Raw genomic sequence first — 26,654 nt, 5'->3', positions numbered from 1 at the left:
AATAAACTTTTACTAGGTGGCATATTCTTTAATCCAGGGGATGATTACTTTACTACACCAGCACAAGAAGCAGTAGGCTTAGATAAGTTAGTTTTAAAAAATTTAAAACAAAGAAAAACTGTTGAGAATAATATTATTAGACATAATAAAGGAACAAACACATCTGTTATTGAAAAGATTAGACATCATTTAAGAAGAGCTATGCCTGTAGTTGCACTTATAAATGATGGTAATCATTGGGTTACAATTGTAGGAATGTCTTGTAAATATAAAACAAATGGTGATATAGATGTTGCAAATACAAATATTGCATATTTAGACCTTACTAGAGGAGAAGAGCATTATGTTTCATTTACTAGCTTAGAAATTTTAGGTTGGAGCTCTTACTGGGGTAAAAAATATGCTTCAAGTTATGTTTCAGGAACAGTTATAAGTTTAAAAAGTGATTCAGTTTTATGTAGTGATAAATGGACAAGTGGTTGGAATAGTAAAATATTTGAAATAAATGGAAAACAATACTTGTTCTTACTTAAATATAAAAATGGAACAGTTCATATCCATAAAATTAAAGCTGATGGTAGTATTGGTAGTAATATTGCTAAATATGACTGGTCAAAGGGTTGGAGTAATATAAACTTTTATAAAGTTAAAGGTAAAACCTATCTTTTTTTAATGAAAGCAGGAACATCTGATGACTATACAAATGGTTTAGTACATATAAATAAAGTAAATGATGATGGAACAATAGGAAAAGTTATTGATAAACATGATTGGCGTGCAGGTTGGAAGAAAATTGAATTTTTCACTTTAAAAAATAACACATATGTAATTTTAAATAGAGATAATGGGGTAGTAAATATAAGAAAAATGAAAAGTGATGGAACACTTGGAGATATTGTAGTAGATCAAAAAGAGTTCTTAAAAAATAAAGCATCAATTGTAGGTACTGATATTCAAGTACTTGAAACAGACAATGCTGTTTATATTTATGGAATAAATGATACAGGTAAAAAAACTATCTATTCTCAATATAAATTCTATTTAAAAAACAACAAATTTAAACTAGAACCTGTAGAAGAAAAAACTTGGTCAGCAGGTTGGGTTAGATTAAATATATTTAAAGATTCTGATAAAAAATCCTTTTTAATTATTAGTAAAGCAGTTAGCAGAAATGGAGTTATGCATGTTCATGAAATCAATAATTTAAAAAATGATGCAAAAATAGGTAAATTAATTGATGAAAACTACTTTAGAAATAGTTTTGCTATGGGGATTGTACCTACTGAACAATGGAGTAATATTCAATATTTCAAAGCAAGAAATGGTAAGTTAAAACTATTTTTATTAGATAAATATAGTGGTAGAGTAAGAGTTGTTAATATGAAAAATAGTGGTAGTTTTGAGGATGGTTTAGTTCCTAGTAAACAATTAAAACATTATCAAATTGAAATGAATACAAGTGACATAAAAAAAGCAGGTACAAGTGCAAAAGTATTTATTACTTTAAAAGGAGATAATTGGAAAAGTCCAGAGTATCACATAGATACTATTTGTGATGACTTTGAAAGAGGCTCTAAAACAATTCAAAATATACCTGTAAGTAAATATTTTGGAGATATAAAAAGTGTTGTTATTAGACATGATAACAGTAAGTCAAAGCCAGGATGGCACTTACGTAGTATTTATATTAAAGAGGGAACAAAACAAGGTGAAAAGGCAAATGCTTGGTCTAAAAGAGTAAATAAATGGTTTGCAAAAACAACTGGAGATAAAAAAATAAAAAGAGAAATTACTCTAGATAAAAAGTAGAACCTTAGGGTTCTACTTATTTCTTCGTATAAGCTTTACAATTGTTAAAATAACAACTGCAACAATAATAATACTAGCACCTGAACTAATATCATAAACGTATGATATTCCAAGTCCAATTATAGTAAATATTGTTGCAAGGATTGAACTTAATATCATCATTGAAGATAATCTATTTGCAAAGGTTTCAGCTAAATACGTTGGTATTGTAAGTAAGGCAATAACTAAAATAAGCCCTACAGCTTTAATAGCTGCAACAACACATAAAGCTGAAAGTATTAAAATAAGTGTATAAAAAAACTTTACATTAATTCCACGTAATCTTGCAAATTGACTATCATAAGAAACTGTTAATATCTCTTTATAAAAATATACAACTATTGAGATAATAAACACATCTAAAAGAGTCATATACAAAATATCATCACTTGAAACAGCAATTATTGAACCAAATAAATAAGACATTAAATCTACATTATATCCTGGAGTTAAATCAACAAAGACAATTCCTATAGCCATACCAAAAGCCCACATCATTCCAATAATTGCATCTACTCTATTTCTATTATTAAGTGTTAGTATTGCAATAATCACAGCTGTTATAATTGCAAATATAGTTGCACCAAAAAGTACAGGTAGACCTAAATAAATAGCAATTCCAATTCCACCATACGAACTATGAGCAATTCCACCTGTTAAAAAAGTAATTTTATTTACAACAACAAGTGAACCTATAATTCCTGCAGCAATTGAAATCAAAACACCAGATAGTAGTGCATTTTGTATAAAATCATATTCTAATATTTCTAACATTTACTCTCCTATTAGTGTTTATGGTCACAACAAACTTGTGTTTTACCTAAAGCTGATAAAAGTTCAACTTCACATAAATGTTCGTCTGTAGTATTAATATTTTTTTGTATTTTTTCTAAACCATGATAAACAAGATTTTTATTTACATGTGCTACATTTTTTGCATAATTTAATAAAATAGAAATATCATGACTAACTACAACAATACAAATAGATTTATTTAACTCTTTTAGCAGTTCATAAATCTCATTTTGACCTTTTACATCAATACTTGCAGTTGGTTCATCTAAAAGCATTACTTTTGGGTTTGAACATAAAGCACGAGCTATAAACACTCTTTGTCTTTGACCTCCTGATAAGTCTCCTATTTTTCTATTTGCAAAATCTTGCATTCCAACTTTTTGTAGTGACTGCATCGCACAAGCTGTATCTTCTTTGTTATATCCAAAGAGCTTTTTTTTATTTCCTATATGTCCCATTAAAACAACTTCTAATGCAGTAATAGGAAAGTCAAGATTTAAGTTTGTATTTTGCGGAACATAACCAATAAGTTCGTTTTTTATATTTTTTATTATTTGTCCATTTTGAGGTTTTAATAAACCTAAAATAAGTTTTAATAGCGTTGATTTTCCACCGCCATTTGGACCAATAATTGCTAAAAAATCATCATTTTCAATTGTTAAGTTGATATTTTCTAAAACTTTAAAGTTTTCTTGATAAGAATAAGATAGTTCTTTTATATTTAATATTTCCAATATTTACCTTTATTTGCAACAAAGTTGCAATTTTATCGAACTTTTGGTTAAATTATCTCTTTATTTAGATGTATCCTCTAATATAAGACCAGATCAGTCCTAAATACTCATGAAAAGCTACTTTTACTTTATATAAATTCTCACTTGAAAAAATAGAACTATAGGATTTATCTTCATATCCTAAATGATATGTTGGAGCTGCAATTGGATTTAGTCCTAATTTTTTAAATAGTAATATTGAACGTTTCATATGAGATGCACTTGTAACTAAAATAAAAGCTTTATTACCAACAATCTTTTTCATCTCAATTGCTTCTGCTCTTGTATCAACAGGCTTTTGAAGTTCTAAAATTTTCTCTTTTTTTACGCCTAATGAAATTGCAAGATTTGAAGCCATAAAAGAGTGATGATTTTTATCAAATCCTTTATATCCAGAAAACACAATCTTTACATTTTCATCTTTTTTCTCTATTACTTTATAAACTCTAATCCCTTCATTAATTCGTACACTTGCAACACTTGAAAGTTGAGATGTGATACTTAAATTTTCATTTGTATTATGTCCTGATCCTAAAACTAATACATACTCAACTTTTGGAATATCAAGTAGTGCTTTATGTGAATTTTCTAAAGGGCTTATAATTGCATTTGAGATAGGTTGGAAAGATAAAAGAACAAACCATAAAAAAGCTAAACTTAGAAATATTTTTGCTTTTTTATAAGAGTTTGTAAGTAAAAAGAAAAGAGCTAAAAAAAGTAAAAAAAGACCAATTGGAACTGGCAATAAAAAAGCTGAAACAATTTTTTTAAATACAAACATCTATTTTCCTATAAGTGCAGTTGCATAGCCTACAACTCTTGATTTATCATTATTTACATCATAACTTGTACTATAAGTTAAGACTTTTGTTTTAAGTGATTTTTTAACAGCAGTTTTTAAAATAGCTTTTATTCCTATTTTTCCACAAGCTTCGCCTATTTCTAAAAGTGATATATCTTTTTTTGTAATTGCATTTATACAGTAAGTATCAAGTTCTTTTGCTTTTTCTAAAGAGTGAAAATGACTTAAGTCTGTACTTATTACTAGAAGATTATTTTCATCTTTTATTAGCTCATCTATTACATCACTTAAAATATTAAAATCTTGCTTTGCATATATTATCTCTACTATTTTTGCATTTGAAAAATAGTGTTTAATAAAAGGAGCTTGAGTTTCAGTTGAGTGTTCAAAGGCACACTCTTCATTTGAATTTATAAAAGTATACTTACTTTTTAAAGTTTTTGAAAACTCTAAATCTACTTCAATATTCCCTAAAGGTGTTTCATACATCTCATCTAAACAAATATGAGAACCTTCAAATAAAGCATTATGCGAGGGTCCTATTACTATCACTCTTTTAGGATTTTGTTTTGATGCTAAAAAATAAGAGAGATTAGATAATCTTCCACTATAAGTAAAACCTGCATGTGGAGTAATTATTGCATTTATATGTCGAAATTCACTTTTTACAATACTTTTAATTTCTGATTTAGAAAAACTATTTATTAAACTAAGAAGTTCATTTTTATCATTTGGATAAAAACTTCCAGCAACTACAGTTTTTCTAATACTCATTATTTTACTTTTATAACTTCATAAATAGATACATCAATACCTTTTTCTAAGGCATCTTCATCAAAACTACCTTTGTGTAATAGTTTTTTAATAAACTCTTCAAAAGTTGGAGTTTGTTCCCAAACTTGCGGTAAAAAAGTTGAACGAGAATCTTCATCTTCTAAAACAACACCATGAACACCAACTTTAATTTTGGATTTTAAGTCTTCTAAACTTGTATACTCTAGTTTTAAAGCTGGAGTTAAAATAGATATTTCTAAATCTATTTTTTTATACTCTTCTTCAGATAATTCTAAAAATCTTGGGTCTAAAAAGGCTGCATTATAAGCATTTTCTACAATATCATCAATTAACATACCATATACTTCTAAGCTACCAATACAACCTCTTAATTCATTGTTTAAGTTTAAAGTTACAAAACAAGCACCTGGTTCTTCTAAAAAAGGATATTTTTTAAGTAACTCTTCTTTATCTATTTTTACTCTCTCATCAAATTTTGATCTAATTGAATCATGTGCAATTTGTAATAATATATCATTACTCATATAAATCCTTATTTTATAATATCTTTTATTGCTTCTATAAATAAGTCACTATCATTAACACACTTACAAACTTTATAATCACCAACACCTATTTCTTCTGCTATTTCTCTATACTCTAAATTAAGTTCAAAATCTGTTTCTGAATTATCAACGATAAAAGCTAAAGGATAAATAATCACATTCTTATCTTTAAAATCAAGTAATGCATCATCAAGAGATGGCTCTAACCATTTTAATGGCCCTACTTTAGATTGATAAGCTAGGGAAATTGAGTTAAAATTTATTCCTTTTTTCTTTAACATATTACTTAAGATTTCAACATGTTCATTCATTTGTTTTTCATAAGGATCACCTGCATCAACTATTTTTTGAGGTAAACCATGAGCTGAGAAAATTAAATTATACTCTTGTGGAGTATCAGTTTGACTCATAATTTCATCTACAATACAATTATTAAACTTTTCATTTTTATAAAAAGTTTTAATTATTTTTGTAGTAAATTTGTCATCTGAATATAATTCAAAATCTTCAAGAGATGATTTTGTTGTTGTAGTTGAATATTGAGGATATAAAGGCAGTATTGTAATATCATCAATACCATCTTCTTCCATTTGTTTTATTACATCACTTGCAAAAGGAGGAGTATATCTCATAACTTGATAAGTTTTGTACCCTTTAAGATTAGTATTTAATTTATCTACTAATTTTTCAGTTAACTTATGTAAAGGAGTTTCACTTCCTATTTCTTCATAATTCTTCCATGCAGAATTTAATCTACTTTTTACAATCATTGAAGCAACTAAACCTCTAAAAAAGCCACATTTGATAGTTAATATATTTCTATCATTGAACATATTTGTTAAAAAAGTTTTTAATTCATCTTTACTTCTAGCTCCACCCATATTAAGTAAAACTAATGCTTTATTTGTTTTCATTTTCTTCTAACCTTATTATTTTATCGCTACACCATTTTGCCATTTGTTCATCATGTGTTATTAATAATATTGCACATGAATCTAAATATTTTATAAGAAGTTTCATTACATCATAAGCAATAATATTATCCAAAGCAGATGTTGGCTCATCTACTAATAATAATTTTGGTTTCATTAAAAGTGCTCTAAGAATTGAACATCTTTGTAACTGTCCACCACTTAACTCATGAGGTTTTTTATCAAGTAAGTTTTTATCTAAATCAAGCTCACTTAAAAAACTTGTTATTTCACTTGAAAAATCTCTTTTTACTACATCTTTTAACTGTTCAATTATAGAGTATGTTGGATGAAAAGAGTTGTATGGATCTTGAAAAATAAGACTTAATTCTTTTTTTTCTATACTTCCCTTTTGTGGTTTTATTGTTCCCATTATTAACTCAAAAAGAGTAGTCTTTCCACTTCCACTTTTCCCAAAAATTGTTACAAGTTCTCCTTGCTTTAAAGACAATGAAAAGTTTTTGTAAATAGGAGTATTTTCTTTATAAGAAAAATCTAGATTTTTTATATCTAAAATAAATTCGTTATTCAATATTATCACCTTAAATTTAAAAGATACTATATAAAAATATGCCTTTATATTTGCAAAATTTAATTTTTTATACACAATTCATCTACTATTAAATGTAACACTTTTATTTGTAACTTAGATTAGTTGATAAAATTAAGCTAAGCAAAATAAAAGTAAAGCTAAAATATTGCTTTAAAAATTAAGGAGAAAACAATGAAAAAACTTGTATTAACTACATTAGTAGCAGCTGCGACTGCTGTAACTTTATCTGCTGCATCTTTTGCATCATGTGCTGCATGTCACGGTCAAAAAGCTGAGAAAAAAGCTTTAGGAAAATCTGCAATTATTGCTGGGTGGGATGTTGCTAAAACTACTGCTGCATTAAACGGATATAAAGATGGTTCTTATGGTGGAGCTATGAAAGGTGTTATGAAAGGTCAAGTAATGAAATTATCTGACGCTGATATCGCTGATTTAGCAAAACAAATTGCAGCAATGTAATTAGTTTTACCTCTTAAAAGCTAGTCATTTTTTTGACTAGCTTTTTCTTTTTCTTCAACTTTTAAAGCCTTAGCTTCTTTGGCTTCTTTAATTTTATTTTCTTTTTTTATTGCATCATTTAAATCTTCTGTACTATCAAAAAGCATTCCATCAATAAGTTTATTTGAATCATCAAATTGACCATTTTTTGCAGCCCAAACAAATAAAAGTAGTAATCCTGCTGATATTATTATTCCAACTATTAACATAAAAAAAAGTGTATCGTTTATCATTTTTTATCCTATTTGATTTTAATTCTAAGTGAATTTAGCACAACAAGTAAAGAGCTTAAACTCATTGATAAAGCTGCAACTAAAGGAATTACATATCCAAGCATTGCAAAAGGAATTGTAACTAAATTATATACTAAAGATATAGCTAAATTTTGCTTTATAAAGTTATAAGTTCTACTTGAAATTTCAAATGCATCTTTTAATGAAGTTAAAGATGAGTTTAGTAAAACTATATCAGAAACTGCCATAGATATATCAGCAGATGTTCCCATAGCAATTGCAACATCAGCATTTGATAAAGCAACACTATCATTTACTCCATCTCCAACCATTACAACTATTTTACCACTAGTTCTTAAACTTTTAATATATGCAGCTTTACTTATAGGTGTTTGTTTTGATAGATGTTTTTTAATATTTAACTGTGATGATACTTTTGAAGCAACTTGTTCATTATCACCTGTTAGCATAATTACTTCAATGTTCTTATTTTGCAAATATTGTATTAAATCTTTTGCATAATCTTTTACTTCATCTACAAGTTCAAAACTTGCAATTACTTCATCTTCAATTGCAAAAATAAATACACTATTTTCAACTTTTAAATCATATTTTATTTTTTCTTCTAAAATTAAATCTAAATTTCCACCAATTAAGCTTAATGCTTTACCTTCAGAATTTGTAAACTGTGCACTCATTCCTTTTGCATCAATATTTCTAATATTACTTAGTTTTTCTAATTTTAAATCATATTTAGATAATAAATATTTTTTTACAGATTTACTAATAGGATGTGTTGATGTATCTAAAAGAGAATATAGTAAGTTTAATTTTTCAATATCTTCATTAAGGATTAAAGCTTTTACTACTGTTAATTCACCTTTTGTTAAAGTTCCAGTTTTATCAAATACAACACTATTTACTTTTGCCAAAGATTCAATAAACTTAGCTTCTTTAAACAGTAATCCTTTTTTTGCTAACTCTGATATTCCTATTAAACTTGCTATTGGAGTTGCAAGTGCTAGAGCACAAGGACAAGCAATAACAATTACAGAAATTGCTACAATAAATGACTTTTCAAAGTGACTAGTTCCCTCATAATCAAAACCTAAGTCTAAACCAAAAAAGTACCAAACTAAAAAAGTTATTAAAGATAGAGTTAAAATGGAAACAGTAAAACCTCTAGATACTTCATTTGCTTTATCTTGAATTTTTGGTTTTGAATTTAATGAGTCTTCAAGCAGTGTAACAATTGATGAAAATGTAGAATTTTTAAAATCTTTTGTAACTTCAAAGTGAATAAGATTATTTGTATTTATTGTTCCACTATAAACACTATCTCCTATTTTTTTAAATATAGGAAGAGATTCACCTGTTAAACTAGCTTCATCAAAAGCACCCTCACCTTTAATTATAACTCCATCAACAGGAACTTTTTCTCCTGTTTTAATCTCAATAATATCCCCAATATTTATGCTATTTAAAGCTACTTGTTTTTTATTTTCACCTTTAATAACTACAGCTTCTAAAGGTAGAGAAGATTTAATTTTATCAAGTGTATCAACAGCAGATTTTTTACCTATTACTTCAAGATATTTTCCAACTAATACAAAGGTAATAATCATAGCAACAGAGTCAAAATAACTTTCTCCTTTTGCACCAAAGAGAATAAATAAAGAATAGATATAAGTTAAAAGGGCCCCTGAACTTACAAGAAAGTCCATATTTAGCATTTTATTCTTTAATCCGAAATAAGCACCTTTAAAAAATACCCATCCAGAATAAAACAGTACAGGAGTTGAAAGAAGAAACTCTCCAATATGAATCATATTCATAACTTCTGGTGTAATTCCTGTAAAAAAACCAGTATATTTTGCAACACTTAACATCATAATATTCATACTTGCAATTACGGCAACCATCATTTTTATAAAGTATTCTCGTTTTGCTTTTGTAGCTTTTTCATCTGCAACAGAAGAATCGTATGCATAAGCGTTATAACCAATAGATCTAATTCTTAAAATAATATCAGATAGTTTTAATTCATCACCATCCCAAATAACTTTTGCTTTATTAGTAGTGAAATTTATATTAGCTTCAATCAAACCTTTTGTATCATGAAGTATTTTTTCATTTAACCAAACACAAGCAGCACAATGAATTCCCTCAATAATTAAATCAACTTCATAAAAGCCATCTTTATTTAAACTTGTATAATTTTTCATAAAACTAGGAGTATCAAATTTTGAAATATCATCATCTTCTAAATTTAAAGGAGGAGTTATTGTTTTGTTCCCTAATTTATCATAAAAAGAATCTAAACCGTCACTTTTAAGTAAATGGTAAACTCCTTGACAACCTTTACAACAAAAATTCAATTCTTTTTCTTTTATCATTACTTCATCATCAAAACTCAAATGACAATGATTACATTTTACTTGGGGCACTAATGATTTCCTATTATTATATTATTTTATTGATTTCGCTTTATTTATTATGTTTAATTATGTTATTATACCTTAATAACATTGGAGTGATTCTTAATGATAAACAATATATCTATACTAAAAAATATTACTATATTATACGCTGAAGATGAAAAAGATTTAAGAGAAGTTACTCATCAAATTTTAAAAGGCTTTACAAAAAAACAATTCGTTGCAAAAAATGGTCAAGAAGGACTTGATTTATTTAAAGAGCATGAAAACGAAATTGACTTAATAATAACTGACGTAAATATGCCAGTTTTAAATGGTTTAGAAATGGTAAAAGAGATAAAAAAAATCAACCTAAATATTCCTATAATAGTTGCAACTGCATTTTCAAACAAAGAGTATTTATTAGAAGCCATTGACATTGGTATTGATAAATATGTACTAAAACCAATAGACATTGCAAAGCTATTACAAGTTATGTCTCAATCACTTTTATACCATGAATTAAAAGAATTATATATTGATACTTTAACTAATCTTCCTAATAGAAATAGATTGAAAAAAGACCTTGAAAGTAATAATATTGAATTAATGGCTCTTCTAGATATAGATGAGTTTTCAACAATAAATGACCTTTTTGGTGAAAAAAATGGTGACATAATTTTATATGAAGTAGCTAATTCTTTAAAGAATTATTTTAGTAGCAAAGATTTTTCTATTTATAGAATGGATGCTGATAAATTTGCAATTGTATCCCTTAATAAAGATTTAGATGTTAATGATTTTTATGACCTTTGTCTTGCTTTTGCTGATAAGATTGAAAAAGAGGCTGTATATATTAATGAAAATGAGATTGATATAAATATTACTATTGGTATTGCAAAAGGAAATGGAGCAATTGCCTATAAATATTCTCAAAGAGTTATAAATTATGCAAGAACAAAACTCCAAAGAATAATGATTTATAATGAATCATTTAATATCCAAAAGTCTTTTGAAGAGAATATAAAATGGGTTAAGCAAGTAAAAATTGGTTTTAGAGACAACTTATTTAGAGCCTATTTTCAACCAATTGTAAATGCACAAACACAAGAAATTTATAAATATGAAGCATTAATTAGATACATAACTCATGAAGGAAAAGAGATCGCACCTGCACAATTTTTAGATGTTGCAAAAAGAACAAAACTTTATCCTAACATCATAAAAATTATTATTAATGATTCTTTTAAATTAATTAAAGATAAAAATAAAAGAGTTTCAGTAAATATTTCATTTGATGATATTGCAAATGATGAAACTACTTCATTTATTTATGATATCTTAGAAGAAAATAGAGAGTATACAAATCTTATAGAGTTTGAAATTTTAGAATCAGAAGAGATTTCAGATTTTAATGAGGTAACAAGATTTATTGAAAATGTTAGAAAATTTGACTGTTCAGTCGGTGTTGATGATTTTGGTGCTGGGTATTCAAACTTTAACTTATTAACTCTATTAGATATTGATTTTGTTAAAATTGATGGTTCACTAATAGAAAATATTACAACATCAAAAGATTTAGAAATTATAGTAAGTACAATTGCAAACTTCTCAAAAGAGTTTGGTGTGAAAACTGTAGCAGAATATGTTTCAAGCGAAGAAATTTATGAAAAAGTTAAATCATTAGGAATAGATTATTGCCAAGGCTATTACTTTGACAGGCCTGTTGGTTATGAAAAAATCAAGTAGGTTTTATAACCAACTTGATATTATTGAATCTTTATCAAATAGTTTAGTTTTAATTCTTGTAATATTAGCAATTGAAACTAATTGTTTTGAGGCTTCTTCTAAAGTATCATTTATAATTAAATAATCATAATCTCTAAAATATTCAACTTCTACTTTAGCATTTTTAACTCTATTTTCAATTACTTCTTTTTCATCTGTATTTCTACTATTTAATCTATCCTCTAAGACTTTTAAAGAAGGTGTTGTAATAAATACTGAAGTTACAATAGAATCAAGTTTATTTCTTACTAATTCATGTCCTTGAACATCGATATCAAAGATAACTAGTTTCTTTTCTTCCAATGCTTTATTAATGGGTTTTAAAGATGTACCATAATAATTATCATGAACTAAAGCATACTCTAAAAAATTGTTATCTTCTATATCTTTTTCAAACTCTTCTTTTGTCACAAAAAAATAATCAATACCATTTTCTTCACCTACTCTTGGTTCTCTTGTAGTTGTTGAGATTGAAAAGTAATAATCACCAATGTCTTTATAAACTTCTTTTAATAAAGTAGATTTACCACAACCACTTGGTCCTGATAATATTAATATCGCACCTTTTTTTTCACTAATCAACTCTCTTCCTTTAATACTAGCCTAATATCTATACTCTCACCATGAGATAATCTATCAATCGTTTCTTGATTAAATTTTTCAAGTAAGGGTTTTAATTCATTAATATTATAATTACTCAATACAAGATTTAAAGGCTTGTTATTTGATTCAGATTGGTTTAAATCAAACTCATACTCTTTTACTTCATCTAAAGCATCATCAATAATATCTGCAATATTTTGCCAGTCATTTTTATTCATAACTTCATTATGTATTACATCTTCTTTTAGAATATCATTGATTTTAGATAGTTCTAAATTATCTAAAATTCCTCCATTATTTAATGAAGCTAAAGAAACAATACTCTCATCATTATCATCTTCAATATCTAAATAAACATCTTCAGCTAAAGATTCAACATAATCTGTGATAATAGGAACAGTAACATCCTCATCTTCTTCATACATGTCTTCATTTTGATTTTTATATTCATTTGCATCTATATAAGTATTTACTTTATTATCTTCTTTTGATGCTATTTCATCATCTTCAATAATATTTTTTAGTTCTTCTTTTAAAATCTCTTGTAGTTTTGTAGGTAAAAAAGGTCTTGGAATTATAAAGTCTCGTGATTTATCAAAAGGTAATTCTTCACTTGAAATTGCACCTAGTTTTTTCGAAAACTGCTTAATTATATTAAACTTATCATCTATGAAGTTTTGATCAATAACTATTAAGTCATATTTTTCGCTTACATCATTGGATTTACTAACTGTTAAATCTATATCTAACTTTTTACATACAAGTGAAAAAATTTGCTCTATTATTGCAGTTTCACAGATTAATAGCAAATTCATTTTATCTCCTGAAGTATTAAGTTTTCTAATTTATATACTTTGTCACATTTATTAGCTAGTTCATTTTCATGTGTAACTAGTATTAAACCTGCGTCGTTATTTTTAATATAATTAAATAGTGTTTCCATTACAATATTTGCAGTATCTTTATCCAAGTTTCCAGTTGGTTCATCAGCAAATATGATTTTTGGTTTTTTTGTCATTATTCTTGCAATTGAAAGTCTTTGTTGTTGTCCACCACTTAACTCTCCAACACCTTGCTTTAAAACATGATCAATTTTTAAATCTTCAAGTAGTTCTTGTGATACTTCTTCTCCACTTAAAAGTGTAGCAATATCCAAATTTTCACTTGCTGTAAAACCTCTAAATAAATAATGTGCTTGAAAAATTATACCAAAATCTTCTCTTCTAATATTTAGAAGTTTCTTTTGTTTTAAAGAGTATAGATTTTTATTATCATAAAGAACTTCACCTGAAAAAGGAGTTAATAATGATGATAAAATATTTAAAAAAGTAGATTTACCACTTCCGCTCATACCTATAATTGCAATTGATTCTTTTTTCTTTAGAGATAATGTAATATTGTTAAATAGTTCATAATCGAACTTATGAGAGATGTTATTTGCTTGAAGCAAAAGATCATCTGTCATGAGAGACTCGCTTTTTAGTTTATCGCTCATGAAGTGATCCTTTGTATAAAATTAGATTTTTACTATTTAGCCATTTGTGCAGCTACTTCTGCAGCAAAATCTTCTTCTTTTTTCTCAATACCTTCACCAAGTTCAAATCTGATGTAAGATGTTAATTTAATAGATGCGTCAACGTCAGCAATTGCTTCTTCAACAGTTTTTTTGTCATCCATTACGTAAGCTTGTGATAATAATGCAAATCTGCTATCTAATTGACAGTTATCATCAATCCATCTAGCAATTTGACCTTTGATAATATTATCAATAATTTTCTCAGGCTTACCTTGTGCAATTAATGCAGCTTTCATTGATTCTTTTTCAGTTTCAACTGCGCTTTGCGTTAATTGTGATCTAGAAACGAATTGAGGAATGTTTTTTAATGGTTTTTTTAATCTAACTAACTCATCATTCTCAGCTTCAATTTCAGCAACAATTGCTTTATTTTCAGATTCTACAAATGCAGGATCTAAATCAGTATAAGCAATTACTGTTGGTTTCATTGCAGATGCATGCATACATAATGATTTTAATAATGCAGATGTTTTTTCTTTAGCTGCTTCATCACAAGTTGCTGCTAATAAAACTCCAACTCTACCATTTGTATGAACATATGCGTTTACAACGTCACCAGTAATTGAAGTAACTTTTCTTGCAACTAAGTTTTCACCAATTGTAGCAATTTTTCCGTTTAAGAACTCATTAAACTCTACACCATTAATTGATGAAGCTGCTAATGCATCTGCATCAGTAATTCCATTTTCTTGTGCATGAGATACGATCTCTTGAGTTAAGTTTAAGAAGTTTTCATTTTTAGCAACAAAATCTGTTTGAGCATTAAGCTCTAACATTGTAGCTTGTGTGTTATCTGCATTAACTTTAACAGCAATAACACCTTCAGCAGCAACATTTCCAGCTTTTTTAGCAGCTTTTCCAAGACCAGCTTCTCTTAGGTTTTGAACAGCTTTATCTAAATCACCTTCAGTTTCATTAAGCGCATTTTTACAATCAAGCATACCTGCACCAGTCATTGCTCTTAATTCTTTAATTAATTTTGGAGTTGCACCAGCCATAATTACGCTTCCTCAGTCTTAACTTCAGCTTCACCTTCAGTTACAGCTTCTGCTACAACTTCAGCCGCTTCTTCAGTAGAAACAGGAGCTTCTTCAACAACTTCTTCTTCTCTTGATGCTTTACCTTCATTCATTGCTGCAGCCATTTCGTTACAGAATAATTGAATTGATCTAATTGCATCATCATTACCTGGAATTGGTAAATCAACTACATCTGGATCACAGTTAGTATCTAAAGGAGCTACAACAGTAATTCCTAATCTTCTTGCTTCTTGAATAGCAATTTTTTCTTTAACAGCATCTAATACAAACATCATGTCTGGAATAGTGTGCATTTCTTTAATTCCACCAAGGTATAATTCTAACTTAGTTTCTTTTCTAGTAAGCATTAATGCTTCTTTTTTAGTAAGTAAGTCTAATTGACCTTCTTCTCTCATCTTTTTGATGATTTCTAATTTTCTAATAGATTTTTTAATTGTTCCGTAGTTAGTAAGCATTCCACCTAACCATCTATGGTTAACGTAAGGCATACCACAATTCTCAGCAGCTCTTTTAACAGCTTCGCTAGCTTGTTTTTTAGTACCAACAAAGATCATTGTTTGACCTTCAGCAGCTCTATCTCTTACTACATTATAAGTGTATCTGAAGTATCTAAGTGTTTTTTGTAAGTCAATAATATAAATATTTTTTCTTACACCGAAAATGAATTTTTTCATTTTTGGATTCCATCTTCTTGTTTGGTGTCCGAAGTGTACACCACATTCTAATAAGTCTTTCATTGTAACCATGACAATTTCCTTGTATATTTTTAATTTGGGTTTAGCCTCTGTATCCCTTAATGTCTAGACAAGTCTAGTCACAACCCATACCAGGATTGATACATGTGAGGTTTCTAATACGAAATTAGAACCGTGATTTTATCTAAGTTAAGTTTAATTTTTCTTTAAGAGTATAAAAATTTTAAATATAGAGTTTTAATAATGAGTATTTTAACTTTTTAGAATAATATCTTTGATAGAATAAATCAATTAAAAACAAGGGTTATATTTGAGTTTTCATGATAAATTAACTAACTTAAGAGAAGAGATTCACAAAGGTGTTATAGGCCAAGAAGAGATGATTAATTCAATTTTAATTGGACTTCTTACGAATGGACATATTTTATTAGAAGGTGTTCCAGGGCTTGCAAAGACAACTGCAGTAAAAGCAGTTGCTGATTCAATTGATTTAGATTTTAAAAGAGTACAGTTTACTCCTGATTTATTACCTAGTGATATTATTGGTGCACAAATATATGATATGAAAAATGCAGAGTTTAAAATCAAAAGAGGTCCAATTTTTACAAACCTTTTACTTGCTGATGAAATTAATAGAGCTCCTGCAAAAGTGCAATCTGCACTTCTTGAAGTTATGCAAGAAAGACAAGTTACAATTGCAGAAGATTCTTTTAAAGTTGATACTCCTTTTTTAGTTCTTGCAACGCAAAATCCCATTGAGCAAGAAGGAGCTTATACTCTTCCTGAAGCACAACTTGATAGATTTATGTTTAAAATTGTAGTTGATTATAATAATAAGAAAGAAGAGTATGAAATTGCAAAAAAAGTTACAATGAACTCTTTTGAACCAATTAATAAAATCATTGATAAGCAAACTTTAGAAGCTTTAAAAGAAGAAGTTTTAAATACTCATATAGATAAAGAATTAGAAGAGTATATTGTAAATATTATTGATGCTACAAGAAATCCAAGTGATTATAATTTAGAAGAGTTAAAAGACATCATTCATTTTGGAGCAAGTCCAAGAGCTACTATTGATATGTTTAAAGCTGTAAAAGCAAATGCTTTTATTAGAGGAAATGATTACGTTTCACCTCTTGATATTACAATGGTTATAAAAAATGTTTTAAGACATAGAATTATATTAACTTATGAAGCACAAGCAAAAGAGATAAATGTAGATAGTGTGATTCAAAAAATTTTAGAAAAAATAGATATTCCATAAGTAATGAATCAATCTTTAAAAAAAATACTTATAAAAACTAAAAAGCAAGTTTTCTCAGAAATCATAGGAAATAATACTTCACTACAAAAAGGTGAAGGATATGATTTTTGTGAATTAAAAGAGTATGAGTATGGAGAAGATGTAAAAAATATTGATTGGATGATAAGTGCAAAGATGCAAAAACCTTATGTAAAGGTTTTTCATACACAAAAAGAGTTAAATATAAAAATAGTAAGCTTATTAAATGGCTCAACTTATTTTGGAACAAAAAGATTTAAACAAGATGTAATAACGCAAATCGCAAGTACTTTAGGATTTATATGTGTAAAGCAAGGTGATCCTTTTGCTTCATATATTGCAAATGAAACTTGTAAAGTTTGTACAAAAAAATCTAAGCAAATTTTTAATGTAAACTTTATGGCTGAACAAATGTTTAATTATAATGTTATTGGAAAAACCATTGATTATCCACACATAACAAATGAACTATTTAAAACAATTCATCATAAATCAATAATCTTTTTGCTTGGAGATTTTTTTGATATTGAAAAACTTGATTTAAAACTATTATCAAAAAAACATGAGATTTTTGCAATCATTATAAGAGATAAATTTGAAGAAGAACCAATTGAATTAGGAAATGTAAACTTTAATGACCCAAGTACAAATCAAAATTTTGAGGGTTTATTAAATACTAATACTATTGAAGCTTATATAAAAAGTGTAAAAGAAAATGACCATAAACTATTCACTCATTTTCAAGATAATGCTATTAGGTTTGTCAAAATATATACAGATGAAGACCCAGTTAAAAAACTAATAGGATTATTGAAATAATGAATGAAAATATTGCTTTAAAAATTCATGATATTAAAGATATTGTAAAAATTCCTGATAACTCAATATTTATTTATTTTGCTTTGATTCTTTTAGGGTTTATTGTAGCTTTAGTTATTGTTATTTTTATAATTAAATATTTTAAAAATAAAAAAGGAAGCAAAAGAAAAATATATTTTAATATCTTAAAAGATATAGAGTTTAAAGAGCCTAAAAAAGATGCTTATACTATTACGAAATATTTAAGATTATTAGTAAATGAAGATAGAGAAAAAAGATTGGCAGGCGAATTAATAAATGACCTTGAAGAGTATAAATATAAAAAAGATGTTTCAAGTATTGATACAAATATAAAGAATAAACTTACAACATTATTGGATATATTAGATGTTAAATAATATAACTTTTGAGTATCCATATGTTTTATTATTAGTTTTTGTATTTATTCTTTGCTCAATATATTGTAAAGCAAAGAGTCCTAGTTATTACATTCCTCATTTAAATATATTTCAAAAATCTAATGAAAAATCTAACTTAGTAATAAATATACTTAAGTACTTTATAATCTGTCTTTCAATAATTTCTCTAGCCTCTCCTGTAAAAGAAAAAGATACCCAACTTATAAAAAATGATGGAATAAATATACTTTTAAATCTAGATGCAAGTGGTTCTATGAAGTATCAAGATTTAGATAAAGACGATAGAAGTAAAAATAGGTTTGATGTTGTAAAAGAGATTGTAAAAGATTTTATATCAAAAAGAAAAACAGATAATATTGGACTAGTAATATTTGGAGATTCTGTAATGATGGCAAGTCCACTTAGCTTTGATAAAAATGCACAAAAAGAGATAATTGATTATTTAGAAATAGGAATGGCAGGTACAAAAACAGCACTTTTAGACTCAATTGCTAGAAGTGTAAATATATTAAAAGATAAAGAAGCTTCATCAAATGTGATTATAGTTTTAAGTGATGGTGTAGATACTGCTAGTAAAATTCCATTAAAAGTAGTTATTAAACTTCTTAAAAAGTATAATGTAAAAGCATATACAATTGGAATTGGGAATTCTAATAGTGTAGTTTTAAACCAAATATCACAGCAATCAAATGCAAAATCATATATAGCTTATTCTAAAGATGATTTAATAGTAATTTATGATGATATTAATAAGTTAGAGAAATCAAAGATTGATCAAAATAAAATAATATTAAAAGATTACCTATTCTTTTATCCACTATTTTTTGCAGTTTTTGCTCTTATATTTCTTATATATTTAAAAAATAAAGAGTAAAAGATTAAAGTATATTTATTTGATATACTTTAAAATCTCTTCTTTATCAGAAAAAGGAATCTTTTTATCATAAATAATTTGAGCTTCTTCATCGCCTTTTCCAAGAACTAAAACTACAGAATCTTCATTTGCCATTTCAATAGCTTTTCTTATAGCTTCTTTTCTATTTATATCAACCTGAACACTTTGATGGTTTTTTATACCTTTTAAAATATCTTCAATAATTAAATCAGGGTCTTCAAATCTAGGATTATCAGAAGTTACGATTATGTGCTTAGCATAATTTGCAGCAACCTGCCCCATTAAAGGACGTTTATCTTGGTCTCTATCTCCACCTGCTCCAAAGACACAAATGATGTCTTTATGAGCAAAACTTTGTAAAACCTCTTTCATTCCATCAGGAGTATGAGCAAAATCAACAATTACTAAAGGCTCAGAAGAGATGATTTCCATTCTACCACTAACTCCTGCAAAGTTTTCAACAGCTTCACAGATTTCATCTAAAGGTTTTGAAGTTACTATATGTACTGCACTTAGTGCTGCCATTAAATTGTATACATTAAAAATACCCATCATAGAAGATGAAAAAGAGTGCATTTGATCGAAATGTGAAAACATTACATGCATTCCATTTTTAAAAGAGTATGCTCCAACTTTATAAGTTGATGGTTCATCTAGTGAATATGCAAATCCATTTTTAGGATTATATTTTACAATTTTATCATCTTTATTGATTAACTTTTTAGTTTCATCAGTAAAAAATGAGTTTTTAATATTGATATATTCTTCAATAGTTTTGTGATAATCTAAATGGTCTCTAGTGATATTTGTATGAATTTTAAGTTCAAAATTTAAACCCTCAATTCTATTTTGTTGTATTGCATGAGAGCTTACTTCCATTACAAAAAAATCACATTCACTATTCATTGCTTTTTGAATATGTGCAAAATTACCTAATTGAATTGGTGTTGTTAAAGAGTACTCTTCAATTCTTTCATCATTTATATAAAAACCACGAGTTCCTTGAAGTGCAACTTTATATCCTAAATCTAATAAAATAGAGTAAATAGCAGCTGCAGTTGTTGTTTTACCATTTGTCCCAGTAATTCCAATAATTTTAATAGCAGACATATCAAGATAGTTTTTTAAATCTTTTGATTCAATAATCTCTTTACATCCATTATCAATTGCACTTTGTCTAAATCTTTCATTTTGTGAAGAAACAACAAAAGCAGAATTTTCATTTGCTTCATTTGAATTATCTGTAAATACTTTATTATTAATTGTTAGCTGCAAAATTTTTCTCTTCTAATCTTTTATATAATTTCTCAATTTCATCATCATAAGCAAAGTACTCATTAAATCCATCTAAATAAGTATATGCTGTATTATTAAAATCATTATCTATTAACTTAGTTACAAAATCAAAAAAATCATCTTTATTTTCAATTGCTACTTTTGTTGAAAACATAATATCTTCAAAGGCAATTCTAAAAGAACCCCTAGAATTTATTAATTTCTTAAAATCTTCATATTTTATTGCATCTAAAGCATCAACAGTTGAAAGACTTAAATCTTTAAGTACTTCCATCATCTTATCAATATCACCATCATACGCATCAATTATATCTTCAACATATCTAATAGCTTCATCTAAACTCTCTTCTTTTACAACAGAAAAATAGTCATATAAAGATAGTGCTTTTTCTTCATCTTCACTTGCTATATCACAAAACAACGCATAAATAGGGTATTCTTTATTATCTTTAAAAGTTGATGATAATTGAGCATATATAAACATAGCTTTTTCAAAATCTTTTTGTAGAAAAAAGCTATTAGCATCATTTAATAATCTACTTTCATTTATCATTAAAATTCCTCTAATTTATCTTCCATACCAATTGGAACATTAACAATTTCTAAATCAGGATGAATTGCAGCTTTTAACTCTTTTTCAACAATATATTTTAAAGTACTTCCACTTGCACTACAACCAACACATGAACCTTGTAGTTGTACAAAAACTCTTGCATCTCTAATCTCTAATAATTGTATTGCACCACCGTCACGCGCTAGCATTGGAGCAATTTTTGTTTTTATAATCGAACTTACAGGAGATTGTAAGTCTTCATCTGAAAATGGCATCATATTATTTTTCCTCTTTTGCTTTTTTTTTCACTAAATATATTCCAAGAGCAGTAAGAACTAAAATAGCTCCTATTGTTTGAAATATAAATGTTAATGTTACTTCTTCTTGAAACATATTTTCCTACTTTATAACTTCATCACATCTTGAACAAAGTGTATCTTCTTCTTTTGCCGTAAACTTCCAACATCTTGGACATTTATGGTCATTTGCTTTATAAACTTCAAAAGTATTATCTTCAATTTTAAATGTACCTAAAACTTCTGAATCTTGCTTAGTATTTGTAATTGAACTAACTAAGAACCAATCTGAAGCTTCAACTTTATCAAGAGCAAGAATATCAGAAGAATCTGTATAAATAGATAATTCTAATGTAGATTTAATTGTTTTTTCTTTACTTAATGCATCTTTTATTTCTGAGAATTTCTCTTTTGCTAATAATAAAATTTCTTCATTAATATTGTTTTCAATACTTGGTAATTCAGCTTTTGTATAATCAAAAATATCTGCACAATCTTCTTTCATAAACTCTGGTGCATAAGTTAATAACTCATCCATTGTATATGTTAAGATTGGAGCTAAAGTTGAAATTAGCTTTTTAGCAATTAAAGCCATTGCACTTTGAGATGCAAGTCTATGAATATCATTTTTGTCATCACAATATAGTCTATCTTTACAAACATCTAAATAAATACCAGATAAATCAACAACTAAAAAGTTGTTTAATTTATTTAAACCTTTTGAGAACTCATACACTTCAAATGAAGCTTGGATTTCATCAAATACAGATTTAGCACGTGAAAGAACCCATTTATCTAAAGGACCCATCTTATCAACTGATACAATCTCTTCTAAATCAGTAACATTTGCAAGTAAGAACCTAGCAGTGTTTCTAATTTTTCTATATAACTCAGCATTTTGTTTTAAAATGTTATCAGAGATTTTTAAATCTGATTGATAGTCACTCATAGCAACCCATAGTCTTAAAATCTCAGAACCATATTGTTTCATAACCTTATCAGGAGCAACAACATTTCCTTTTGATTTAGACATTTTTTCGCCCTTCTCATCAACAGTAAACCCGTGAGTTAAAATTGATTTATAAGGAGCAATTTCCGAAGATGCTAAAGTAGTTAAAAGTGAAGATTGGAACCAACCTCTATGTTGATCACTTCCTTCTAAATACATATCAGCAGGGAAAGTTCCAGCATCATAGTTTCTAGATCTTAAAACTGCATTTTGAGTAGAACCTGAATCAAACCATACATCTAAAATATCTTTAGTTTTTTCTAAATCATCAGGATTTAAACCAGAACCTGGATATAGTAATTCTGATATTTCTAAATCATACCAAGCATCACAACCTTTTTGTTCAAAAATCATTGCAGTATAATTTAATACTTTTTCATCAAAAATGATTTCATCAGTTACTTTATTTCTAAAGAATGCAATAGGAACTCCCCAATCTCTTTGTCTTGAGATACACCAATCAGGACGACCATCTAACATTGATCTTAATCTATTTCTTCCCCACTCAGGATAGAAAGTTAAATCTTCTACAACTTTAAGAGCATTTTCTCTTAATGTTTTATTTTGTTCACCATACTCATCATCAATAGATATAAACCACTGTTTTGTAGCTCTAAAAATAATAGGTGTATGCGTTCTCCAACAATGTGGATAAGAGTGAGTAATATCAATTCTTTTTAATAAAGCATCACCTAACTCTTCTAAAATTGGTTCATTTGCTTTAAATACATTAATACCTAAATATTTATCAGTATCTCTAAATAGTTTTTCTCTTACAATTGTTTGATCATATTTTCCATATGCATCTACTGGCATAATTACATCAAGGTCATATTTTAAACCTACTTTATAATCGTCCTCACCATGACCTGGTGCTGTATGAACAGCTCCTGAACCACTGTCCATCATTACATGTTCACCTAAAATAATTTTAGATTTTCTGTCATTTAATGGATTGATTGCAAAAGTATTTTCTAAATCACTTGGATTAACTGAATCTACAATCTCACCTTTTATTACTTCATTTTCAATAAGTGAATTATAAAGTTTTTTTGCCACAATGAATTTATCACTAGTTAATACATACTCTTCTTCACCATTTAATGAAATACCAGTATTAGCAGGAAGTGTCCATGGAGTTGTTGTCCAAATAATTACACTTGCTTCAAGTGCTTCATGCTTAAATGCAACATAAATTGATGGAGATACTTTATCTTCATGTTCTACTTCAGCTTCTGCTAATGCAGTTTGAGCAGCCCATGACCAATAAACAGGCTTTGATCTTTGAACTAATAAACCTTGTTTAGCAATTGCGCAAAGTTCTCTATAAATATTTGCTTCAAATTTGAAATCCATTGTTAAGTAAGGGTTTTCCCAATCAGCAATAACACCTAAAGCTTTGAATTCATCTCTTTGAATATCAACAAATCTTCCTGCATGATCACGACATAACTGTCTTAACTTAGATTTAGGAAGTTCTTTTTTCTTAGTACTTCCAATCTTTTCTTCAACTTTTTGCTCTATTGGTAAACCATGACAATCCCATCCTGGAACATATCTGATTGATTTTCCATCAAAATAGTGAAATTTATTTATAATATCTTTTAAAATTTTATTTAAGGCATGTCCAATATGAATATGACCATTTGCATATGGTGGTCCATCATGTAAAGTGAAAGATTCTGCTCCCTCTCTATTGCTTTTCATTCTGTCATAAACTTTTAGTTCATCCCATTGTTTATACTTTTTTGGTTCATTTTGAGGAAGATTCCCTCGCATTGGAAACGCAGTCTTTGGTAATAGTAAACTATCTTTATAATCCATTTTCATAATACCTTCAATTATCAATATTTATTGTTTTTCATTAAATCGTAGATTATATCCAAAAATTAATAAATTTAATATAATCTACTTTTTACTAAGTTCAACTTTTTTCACCAATGTACATTTAATGTACATTCAAAATTCTTAGATAAGTTTAATTGGTGTTACCAAACTCTATATTTTATATATTTATTGCACAATTTCTAAAAATATTTAGATTAAATACAAGATTAATGTGCTAATATCTTCTAATAATTAAACAATACATAGGAAGTATACATGAATGAAAAACATTATGAAGTTGTAATAGTTGGTGGAGGAATCTCTGGAGCTGCTCTATTCTATGAGTTAGCAAAGTATTCAACAGCAAAAAATATTTGTATGTTAGAAAAATATGAAGCATTAGCAACATTAAACTCAAAAGGTACAAGTAATTCACAGACAATTCATGTAGGTGATATCGAAACAAACTATACTTTAGATAAAGCTAAAATCACAAAAAGAACTGCAAAAATGATTGAAAAGTTCTGTTTACAATATGGTTTAGAAGAAAAAATCATGTTTAAACACCAAAAAATGGCTTTAGGTGTTGGAGAAGAAGAAGTTCAATTTATCAAAGATAGATATGAATCATTTAAAGAACTTTTCCCTTATTTAGAATTATATTCTAAAGAAGATTTAAAAGAATTAGAACCTAAATTAGTTTGGGCTGATAAAGAACAAACAATTGAAAGACCAGAACCTATTGTAGCAATGGGTGCAAAAGGTGAATATACTACTGTTGACTTTGGTGCAATGACTGAAGAATTAGCAAAAGCTGGTCAAGCTGCTGATGAATCAAAAACTACTGATATTTTCTATAACTCTGAAGTTGAAGAAATTGAAGAAATTGGTGATAAATATAAATTAACAACTGTTAATGGTACTGTTTATACTGCTGATTTTGTTGTAGTAAATGCTGGGGCTCACTCATTATATTTAGCTCATAAAATGGGTTACGGTAAACACATGGGTTCTTTATCAATGGCTGGTTCATTCTATATTACAAGTGGTGAATTCTTAAACGGTAAAGTATATATGGTACAAAATGATAAATTACCATTTGCTGCATTACATGGTGATCCAGATATTTTAGAAGATGGTAAAACAAGATTTGGACCAACTGCACTTGCACTTGGTGTATTAGAAAGATACAAAGGCTTAGCATCAGTTGGTCAATGTATTAAAACAATGAACATTGATGGAAGTATTCTTAAAATATTCTGGGATTTATTAAAAGATTCTGATATTAGAAATTATGTATTTAAAAACTTCTTATTTGAAGTACCAGGTATCAACAAAGGTCTATTTGTTAAAGATGCACAAAAAATTGTTCCATCATTAACAAAAGATGATATCGAATATGCAAAAGGATTTGGTGGTGTTAGACCTCAAGTTTTAGATAAGAAAGAGAAAAAATTAATGTTAGGTGAAGCATCACTTAGCGAAGGTAATGGTATTATCTTTAATATGACTCCATCTCCAGGAGCAACTTCTTGTTTAGGAAATGCAGAAAGAGATATAAAAGTTGTTTGTGATTACTTAAACTTAGAATTTGATGAAGAACAATTCTTAGCAGATTTAACTGATCCTGAAATAGCATAATCTTTACATAATAGAGTAAGTATATTTTCTTACTCTATTACTTATAAGCAAATTCATTTATAAATTAAAACACTTACAAAGGCAATAACAATGTATGATGAGATATTTAATGAAAATGATATGATTACACTTCAAAATATACTAAGAGAACAAAAACAATCAATTACAACAGCAGAATCATGTACAGGTGGATTAATTGCACATATGATTACTAAAATACCTAATTCATCAGATATATTTAATGGTGCAATAGTAAGTTATTCCAATAAAGTAAAAAATCAAGAGCTTAATGTTCAAAATATTACACTAGAAAATTATGGTGCAGTAAGTTGTGAAGTTGTAAGTCAAATGCTTGATGGAATTGTTGAAAAATTTGATGCAGATTATGCAATTGCAGTATCTGGTATTGCAGGTCCAGGAGGTGGTTCAAAAGAAAAACCAGTTGGGACTGTTGTAATAGGCTGTATAGGGCCATCTAATGTAAAGAAAGTCGATATATATTCTTTCAAAGGAAGTAGAGAAGAAGTACAAATTCAAGCAGCAAAAACGGGGCTTAAAAAAATTTATAAATTTATTCAAAAAACTATTGACAAATAAAAATAAATCTATTATAATTCCACTCCATTTTAAGAAAATATTCTTAAGATAATAGTGACCCGTTAGCTCAGCTGGTAGAGCATCTCCC

At 27.5% G+C, this 26,654-nt stretch carries 27 protein-coding genes; 9 read left to right on the top strand and 18 right to left on the bottom strand.

Annotated features, from left to right (window positions below):
• Positions 1-1,809: PLAT/LH2 domain-containing protein (locus tag GBG18_RS12385; protein WP_226898706.1), on the top strand; the 1,809-nt coding region annotated here is incomplete at its 5' end.
• A gap of 12 nt (positions 1,810-1,821) precedes the next feature.
• On the opposite strand, the gene GBG18_RS12380 is transcribed toward GBG18_RS12385, so the two are convergent.
• The 7 genes from GBG18_RS12380 to GBG18_RS12350 form a co-directional block, all read right to left on the bottom strand.
• Positions 1,822-2,622 carry a metal ABC transporter permease gene (locus tag GBG18_RS12380; protein ID WP_152191503.1) on the bottom strand — a complete coding sequence of 267 codons (801 nt, stop codon included), beginning with the start codon at positions 2,620-2,622 and terminating at the stop codon, positions 1,822-1,824.
• Between the two features lie 11 nt (positions 2,623-2,633).
• On the bottom strand, positions 2,634-3,377 hold the full coding sequence (locus tag GBG18_RS12375; protein ID WP_152191501.1) for a metal ABC transporter ATP-binding protein: 744 nt from the start codon (positions 3,375-3,377) through the stop codon (positions 2,634-2,636).
• A 64-nt stretch (positions 3,378-3,441) separates the two neighbouring features.
• Positions 3,442-4,197, bottom strand: coding sequence for an ElyC/SanA/YdcF family protein (locus tag GBG18_RS12370; protein WP_152191499.1), 756 nt, complete (start codon positions 4,195-4,197; stop codon positions 3,442-3,444).
• On the bottom strand, positions 4,198-4,992 hold the full coding sequence (gene amrB / locus GBG18_RS12365; protein ID WP_152191497.1) for an AmmeMemoRadiSam system protein B: 795 nt from the start codon (positions 4,990-4,992) through the stop codon (positions 4,198-4,200).
• Positions 4,992-5,537 (bottom strand): AmmeMemoRadiSam system protein A, encoded by a 546-nt coding sequence (gene amrA, locus GBG18_RS12360; protein WP_152191495.1) that lies wholly within the window; start codon positions 5,535-5,537, stop codon positions 4,992-4,994. Before amrA ends, amrB begins: the two co-directional genes overlap by 1 nt.
• 8 nt (positions 5,538-5,545) lie before the next feature.
• Positions 5,546-6,472, bottom strand: a complete 927-nt coding sequence (gene hemH / locus GBG18_RS12355) for a ferrochelatase (RefSeq protein WP_152191493.1) — start codon at positions 6,470-6,472, stop codon at positions 5,546-5,548.
• On the bottom strand, positions 6,459-7,061 hold the full coding sequence (locus GBG18_RS12350; RefSeq protein WP_152191491.1) for an ATP-binding cassette domain-containing protein: 603 nt from the start codon (positions 7,059-7,061) through the stop codon (positions 6,459-6,461). Before GBG18_RS12350 ends, hemH begins: the two co-directional genes overlap by 14 nt.
• Positions 7,062-7,253: 192 nt before the next feature.
• On the opposite strand from GBG18_RS12350, the gene GBG18_RS12345 reads away from it, so the two are divergent.
• Positions 7,254-7,541 carry a c-type cytochrome gene (locus GBG18_RS12345; RefSeq protein ID WP_152191490.1) on the top strand — a complete coding sequence of 96 codons (288 nt, stop codon included), beginning with the start codon at positions 7,254-7,256 and terminating at the stop codon, positions 7,539-7,541.
• 20 nt (positions 7,542-7,561) lie between these two features.
• Here GBG18_RS12345 and ccoS read toward each other — a convergent pair whose 3' ends face one another.
• The gene (ccoS, locus tag GBG18_RS12340; RefSeq protein ID WP_152191488.1) at positions 7,562-7,813 is read right to left on the bottom strand and encodes a cbb3-type cytochrome oxidase assembly protein CcoS; all 252 of its coding nucleotides are present in this window, start codon (positions 7,811-7,813) and stop codon (positions 7,562-7,564) included.
• Positions 7,814-7,821: 8 nt separating this feature from the next.
• Entirely contained in the window at positions 7,822-10,260 is a 2,439-nt protein-coding gene (locus tag GBG18_RS12335) for a heavy metal translocating P-type ATPase (protein ID WP_152191486.1), read from the bottom strand.
• 96 nt (positions 10,261-10,356) lie between these two features.
• On the opposite strand from GBG18_RS12335, the gene GBG18_RS12330 reads away from it, so the two are divergent.
• On the top strand, positions 10,357-11,979 hold the full coding sequence (locus GBG18_RS12330; protein ID WP_152191485.1) for an EAL domain-containing response regulator: 1,623 nt from the start codon (positions 10,357-10,359) through the stop codon (positions 11,977-11,979).
• A gap of 3 nt (positions 11,980-11,982) precedes the next feature.
• On the opposite strand, the gene gmk is transcribed toward GBG18_RS12330, so the two are convergent.
• From gmk to rpsB, 5 genes are read right to left on the bottom strand one after another with little or no spacing between them, the layout of a single operon-like run.
• Positions 11,983-12,597: a guanylate kinase gene (gmk, locus tag GBG18_RS12325; RefSeq protein ID WP_152191509.1), complete on the bottom strand. Its 615-nt coding sequence runs from the start codon at positions 12,595-12,597 to the stop codon at positions 11,983-11,985.
• Positions 12,597-13,436 (bottom strand): hypothetical protein, encoded by an 840-nt coding sequence (locus tag GBG18_RS12320; RefSeq protein ID WP_152191483.1) that lies wholly within the window; start codon positions 13,434-13,436, stop codon positions 12,597-12,599. Before GBG18_RS12320 ends, gmk begins: the two co-directional genes overlap by 1 nt.
• Positions 13,433-14,116, bottom strand: coding sequence for an ABC transporter ATP-binding protein (locus GBG18_RS12315; protein ID WP_226896473.1), 684 nt, complete (start codon positions 14,114-14,116; stop codon positions 13,433-13,435). The genes GBG18_RS12320 and GBG18_RS12315 overlap by 4 nt, the downstream gene beginning before the upstream one ends.
• A 32-nt stretch (positions 14,117-14,148) precedes the next feature.
• On the bottom strand, positions 14,149-15,195 hold the full coding sequence (gene tsf / locus GBG18_RS12310) for a translation elongation factor Ts (protein WP_152191481.1): 1,047 nt from the start codon (positions 15,193-15,195) through the stop codon (positions 14,149-14,151).
• Positions 15,196-15,197: 2 nt separating this feature from the next.
• Positions 15,198-15,983 carry a 30S ribosomal protein S2 gene (gene rpsB, locus GBG18_RS12305; protein ID WP_152191479.1) on the bottom strand — a complete coding sequence of 262 codons (786 nt, stop codon included), beginning with the start codon at positions 15,981-15,983 and terminating at the stop codon, positions 15,198-15,200.
• 259 nt (positions 15,984-16,242) lie between these two features.
• Between rpsB and GBG18_RS12300 the strand changes: the two genes are divergently transcribed.
• The 4 genes from GBG18_RS12300 to GBG18_RS12285 are packed head-to-tail and all read left to right on the top strand — an operon-like array spanning position 16,243 to position 19,326.
• Positions 16,243-17,196 carry an AAA family ATPase gene (locus tag GBG18_RS12300; protein ID WP_226896472.1) on the top strand — a complete coding sequence of 318 codons (954 nt, stop codon included), beginning with the start codon at positions 16,243-16,245 and terminating at the stop codon, positions 17,194-17,196.
• Between the two features lie 3 nt (positions 17,197-17,199).
• A complete protein-coding gene (locus GBG18_RS12295) occupies positions 17,200-18,033 on the top strand; it encodes a DUF58 domain-containing protein (RefSeq protein WP_152191477.1) in 834 nt (277 codons plus the stop codon).
• Positions 18,033-18,431, top strand: coding sequence for a hypothetical protein (locus GBG18_RS12290; RefSeq protein ID WP_152191475.1), 399 nt, complete (start codon positions 18,033-18,035; stop codon positions 18,429-18,431). The genes GBG18_RS12295 and GBG18_RS12290 overlap by 1 nt, the downstream gene beginning before the upstream one ends.
• The gene (locus tag GBG18_RS12285; protein ID WP_152191473.1) at positions 18,421-19,326 is read left to right on the top strand and encodes a VWA domain-containing protein; all 906 of its coding nucleotides are present in this window, start codon (positions 18,421-18,423) and stop codon (positions 19,324-19,326) included. The genes GBG18_RS12290 and GBG18_RS12285 overlap by 11 nt, the downstream gene beginning before the upstream one ends.
• 15 nt (positions 19,327-19,341) lie before the next feature.
• On the opposite strand, the gene GBG18_RS12280 is transcribed toward GBG18_RS12285, so the two are convergent.
• From GBG18_RS12280 to ileS, 4 genes are all read right to left on the bottom strand, one after another.
• A complete protein-coding gene (locus GBG18_RS12280) occupies positions 19,342-20,622 on the bottom strand; it encodes a UDP-N-acetylmuramoyl-L-alanyl-D-glutamate--2,6-diaminopimelate ligase (protein WP_152191471.1) in 1,281 nt (426 codons plus the stop codon).
• Entirely contained in the window at positions 20,606-21,196 is a 591-nt protein-coding gene (locus GBG18_RS12275; RefSeq protein ID WP_152191469.1) for a hypothetical protein, read from the bottom strand. The genes GBG18_RS12280 and GBG18_RS12275 overlap by 17 nt, the downstream gene beginning before the upstream one ends.
• Entirely contained in the window at positions 21,196-21,474 is a 279-nt protein-coding gene (locus GBG18_RS12270; RefSeq protein ID WP_152191468.1) for a NifU family protein, read from the bottom strand. The genes GBG18_RS12275 and GBG18_RS12270 overlap by 1 nt, the downstream gene beginning before the upstream one ends.
• Positions 21,475-21,595: 121 nt before the next feature.
• Entirely contained in the window at positions 21,596-24,325 is a 2,730-nt protein-coding gene (gene ileS, locus GBG18_RS12265) for an isoleucine--tRNA ligase (RefSeq protein WP_152191466.1), read from the bottom strand.
• Positions 24,326-24,604: 279 nt separating this feature from the next.
• Here ileS and GBG18_RS12260 point away from each other — a divergent pair, with 279 nt between their 5' ends.
• Both GBG18_RS12260 and GBG18_RS12255 read left to right on the top strand, forming a co-directional pair.
• Positions 24,605-25,969, top strand: coding sequence for an FAD-dependent oxidoreductase (locus tag GBG18_RS12260; protein WP_152191464.1), 1,365 nt, complete (start codon positions 24,605-24,607; stop codon positions 25,967-25,969).
• A 90-nt stretch (positions 25,970-26,059) separates the two neighbouring features.
• On the top strand, positions 26,060-26,566 hold the full coding sequence (locus GBG18_RS12255) for a CinA family protein (RefSeq protein WP_152191463.1): 507 nt from the start codon (positions 26,060-26,062) through the stop codon (positions 26,564-26,566).
• Positions 26,567-26,654: the final 88 nt, after the last annotated feature.

Source organism: Poseidonibacter ostreae (assembly GCF_009208075.1).
GTDB classification, from domain to species: Bacteria; Campylobacterota; Campylobacteria; order Campylobacterales; family Arcobacteraceae; genus Poseidonibacter; species Poseidonibacter ostreae.
The sequence above is the reverse complement of the archived record's forward strand: the minus strand, read 5'-3'. Positions and strand labels throughout refer to the sequence as shown.

Coding starts and splice junctions, on each gene's coding strand:
- GBG18_RS12370 (WP_152191499.1), bottom strand. CDS start 4,197: ATGTTTGTATTTAAAAAAATTGTTTCAGCTTTTTTATTGCCAGTTCCA.
- GBG18_RS12285 (WP_152191473.1), top strand. CDS start 18,421: ATGTTAAATAATATAACTTTTGAGTATCCATATGTTTTATTATTAGTT.
- ileS (WP_152191466.1), bottom strand. CDS start 24,325: ATGGATTATAAAGATAGTTTACTATTACCAAAGACTGCGTTTCCAATG.
- GBG18_RS12255 (WP_152191463.1), top strand. CDS start 26,060: ATGTATGATGAGATATTTAATGAAAATGATATGATTACACTTCAAAAT.
- amrB (WP_152191497.1), bottom strand. CDS start 4,992: ATGAGTATTAGAAAAACTGTAGTTGCTGGAAGTTTTTATCCAAATGAT.
- ccoS (WP_152191488.1), bottom strand. CDS start 7,813: ATGATAAACGATACACTTTTTTTTATGTTAATAGTTGGAATAATAATA.
- GBG18_RS12270 (WP_152191468.1), bottom strand. CDS start 21,474: ATGATGCCATTTTCAGATGAAGACTTACAATCTCCTGTAAGTTCGATT.
- GBG18_RS12345 (WP_152191490.1), top strand. CDS start 7,254: ATGAAAAAACTTGTATTAACTACATTAGTAGCAGCTGCGACTGCTGTA.
- tsf (WP_152191481.1), bottom strand. CDS start 15,195: ATGGCTGGTGCAACTCCAAAATTAATTAAAGAATTAAGAGCAATGACT.
- GBG18_RS12290 (WP_152191475.1), top strand. CDS start 18,033: ATGAATGAAAATATTGCTTTAAAAATTCATGATATTAAAGATATTGTA.
- GBG18_RS12315 (WP_226896473.1), bottom strand. CDS start 14,116: ATGAGCGATAAACTAAAAAGCGAGTCTCTCATGACAGATGATCTTTTG.
- GBG18_RS12275 (WP_152191469.1), bottom strand. CDS start 21,196: ATGATAAATGAAAGTAGATTATTAAATGATGCTAATAGCTTTTTTCTA.
- GBG18_RS12260 (WP_152191464.1), top strand. CDS start 24,605: ATGAATGAAAAACATTATGAAGTTGTAATAGTTGGTGGAGGAATCTCT.
- GBG18_RS12380 (WP_152191503.1), bottom strand. CDS start 2,622: ATGTTAGAAATATTAGAATATGATTTTATACAAAATGCACTACTATCT.
- GBG18_RS12330 (WP_152191485.1), top strand. CDS start 10,357: ATGATAAACAATATATCTATACTAAAAAATATTACTATATTATACGCT.
- GBG18_RS12320 (WP_152191483.1), bottom strand. CDS start 13,436: ATGAATTTGCTATTAATCTGTGAAACTGCAATAATAGAGCAAATTTTT.
- hemH (WP_152191493.1), bottom strand. CDS start 6,472: ATGAAAACAAATAAAGCATTAGTTTTACTTAATATGGGTGGAGCTAGA.
- amrA (WP_152191495.1), bottom strand. CDS start 5,537: ATGAGTAATGATATATTATTACAAATTGCACATGATTCAATTAGATCA.
- GBG18_RS12295 (WP_152191477.1), top strand. CDS start 17,200: ATGAATCAATCTTTAAAAAAAATACTTATAAAAACTAAAAAGCAAGTT.
- rpsB (WP_152191479.1), bottom strand. CDS start 15,983: ATGGTTACAATGAAAGACTTATTAGAATGTGGTGTACACTTCGGACAC.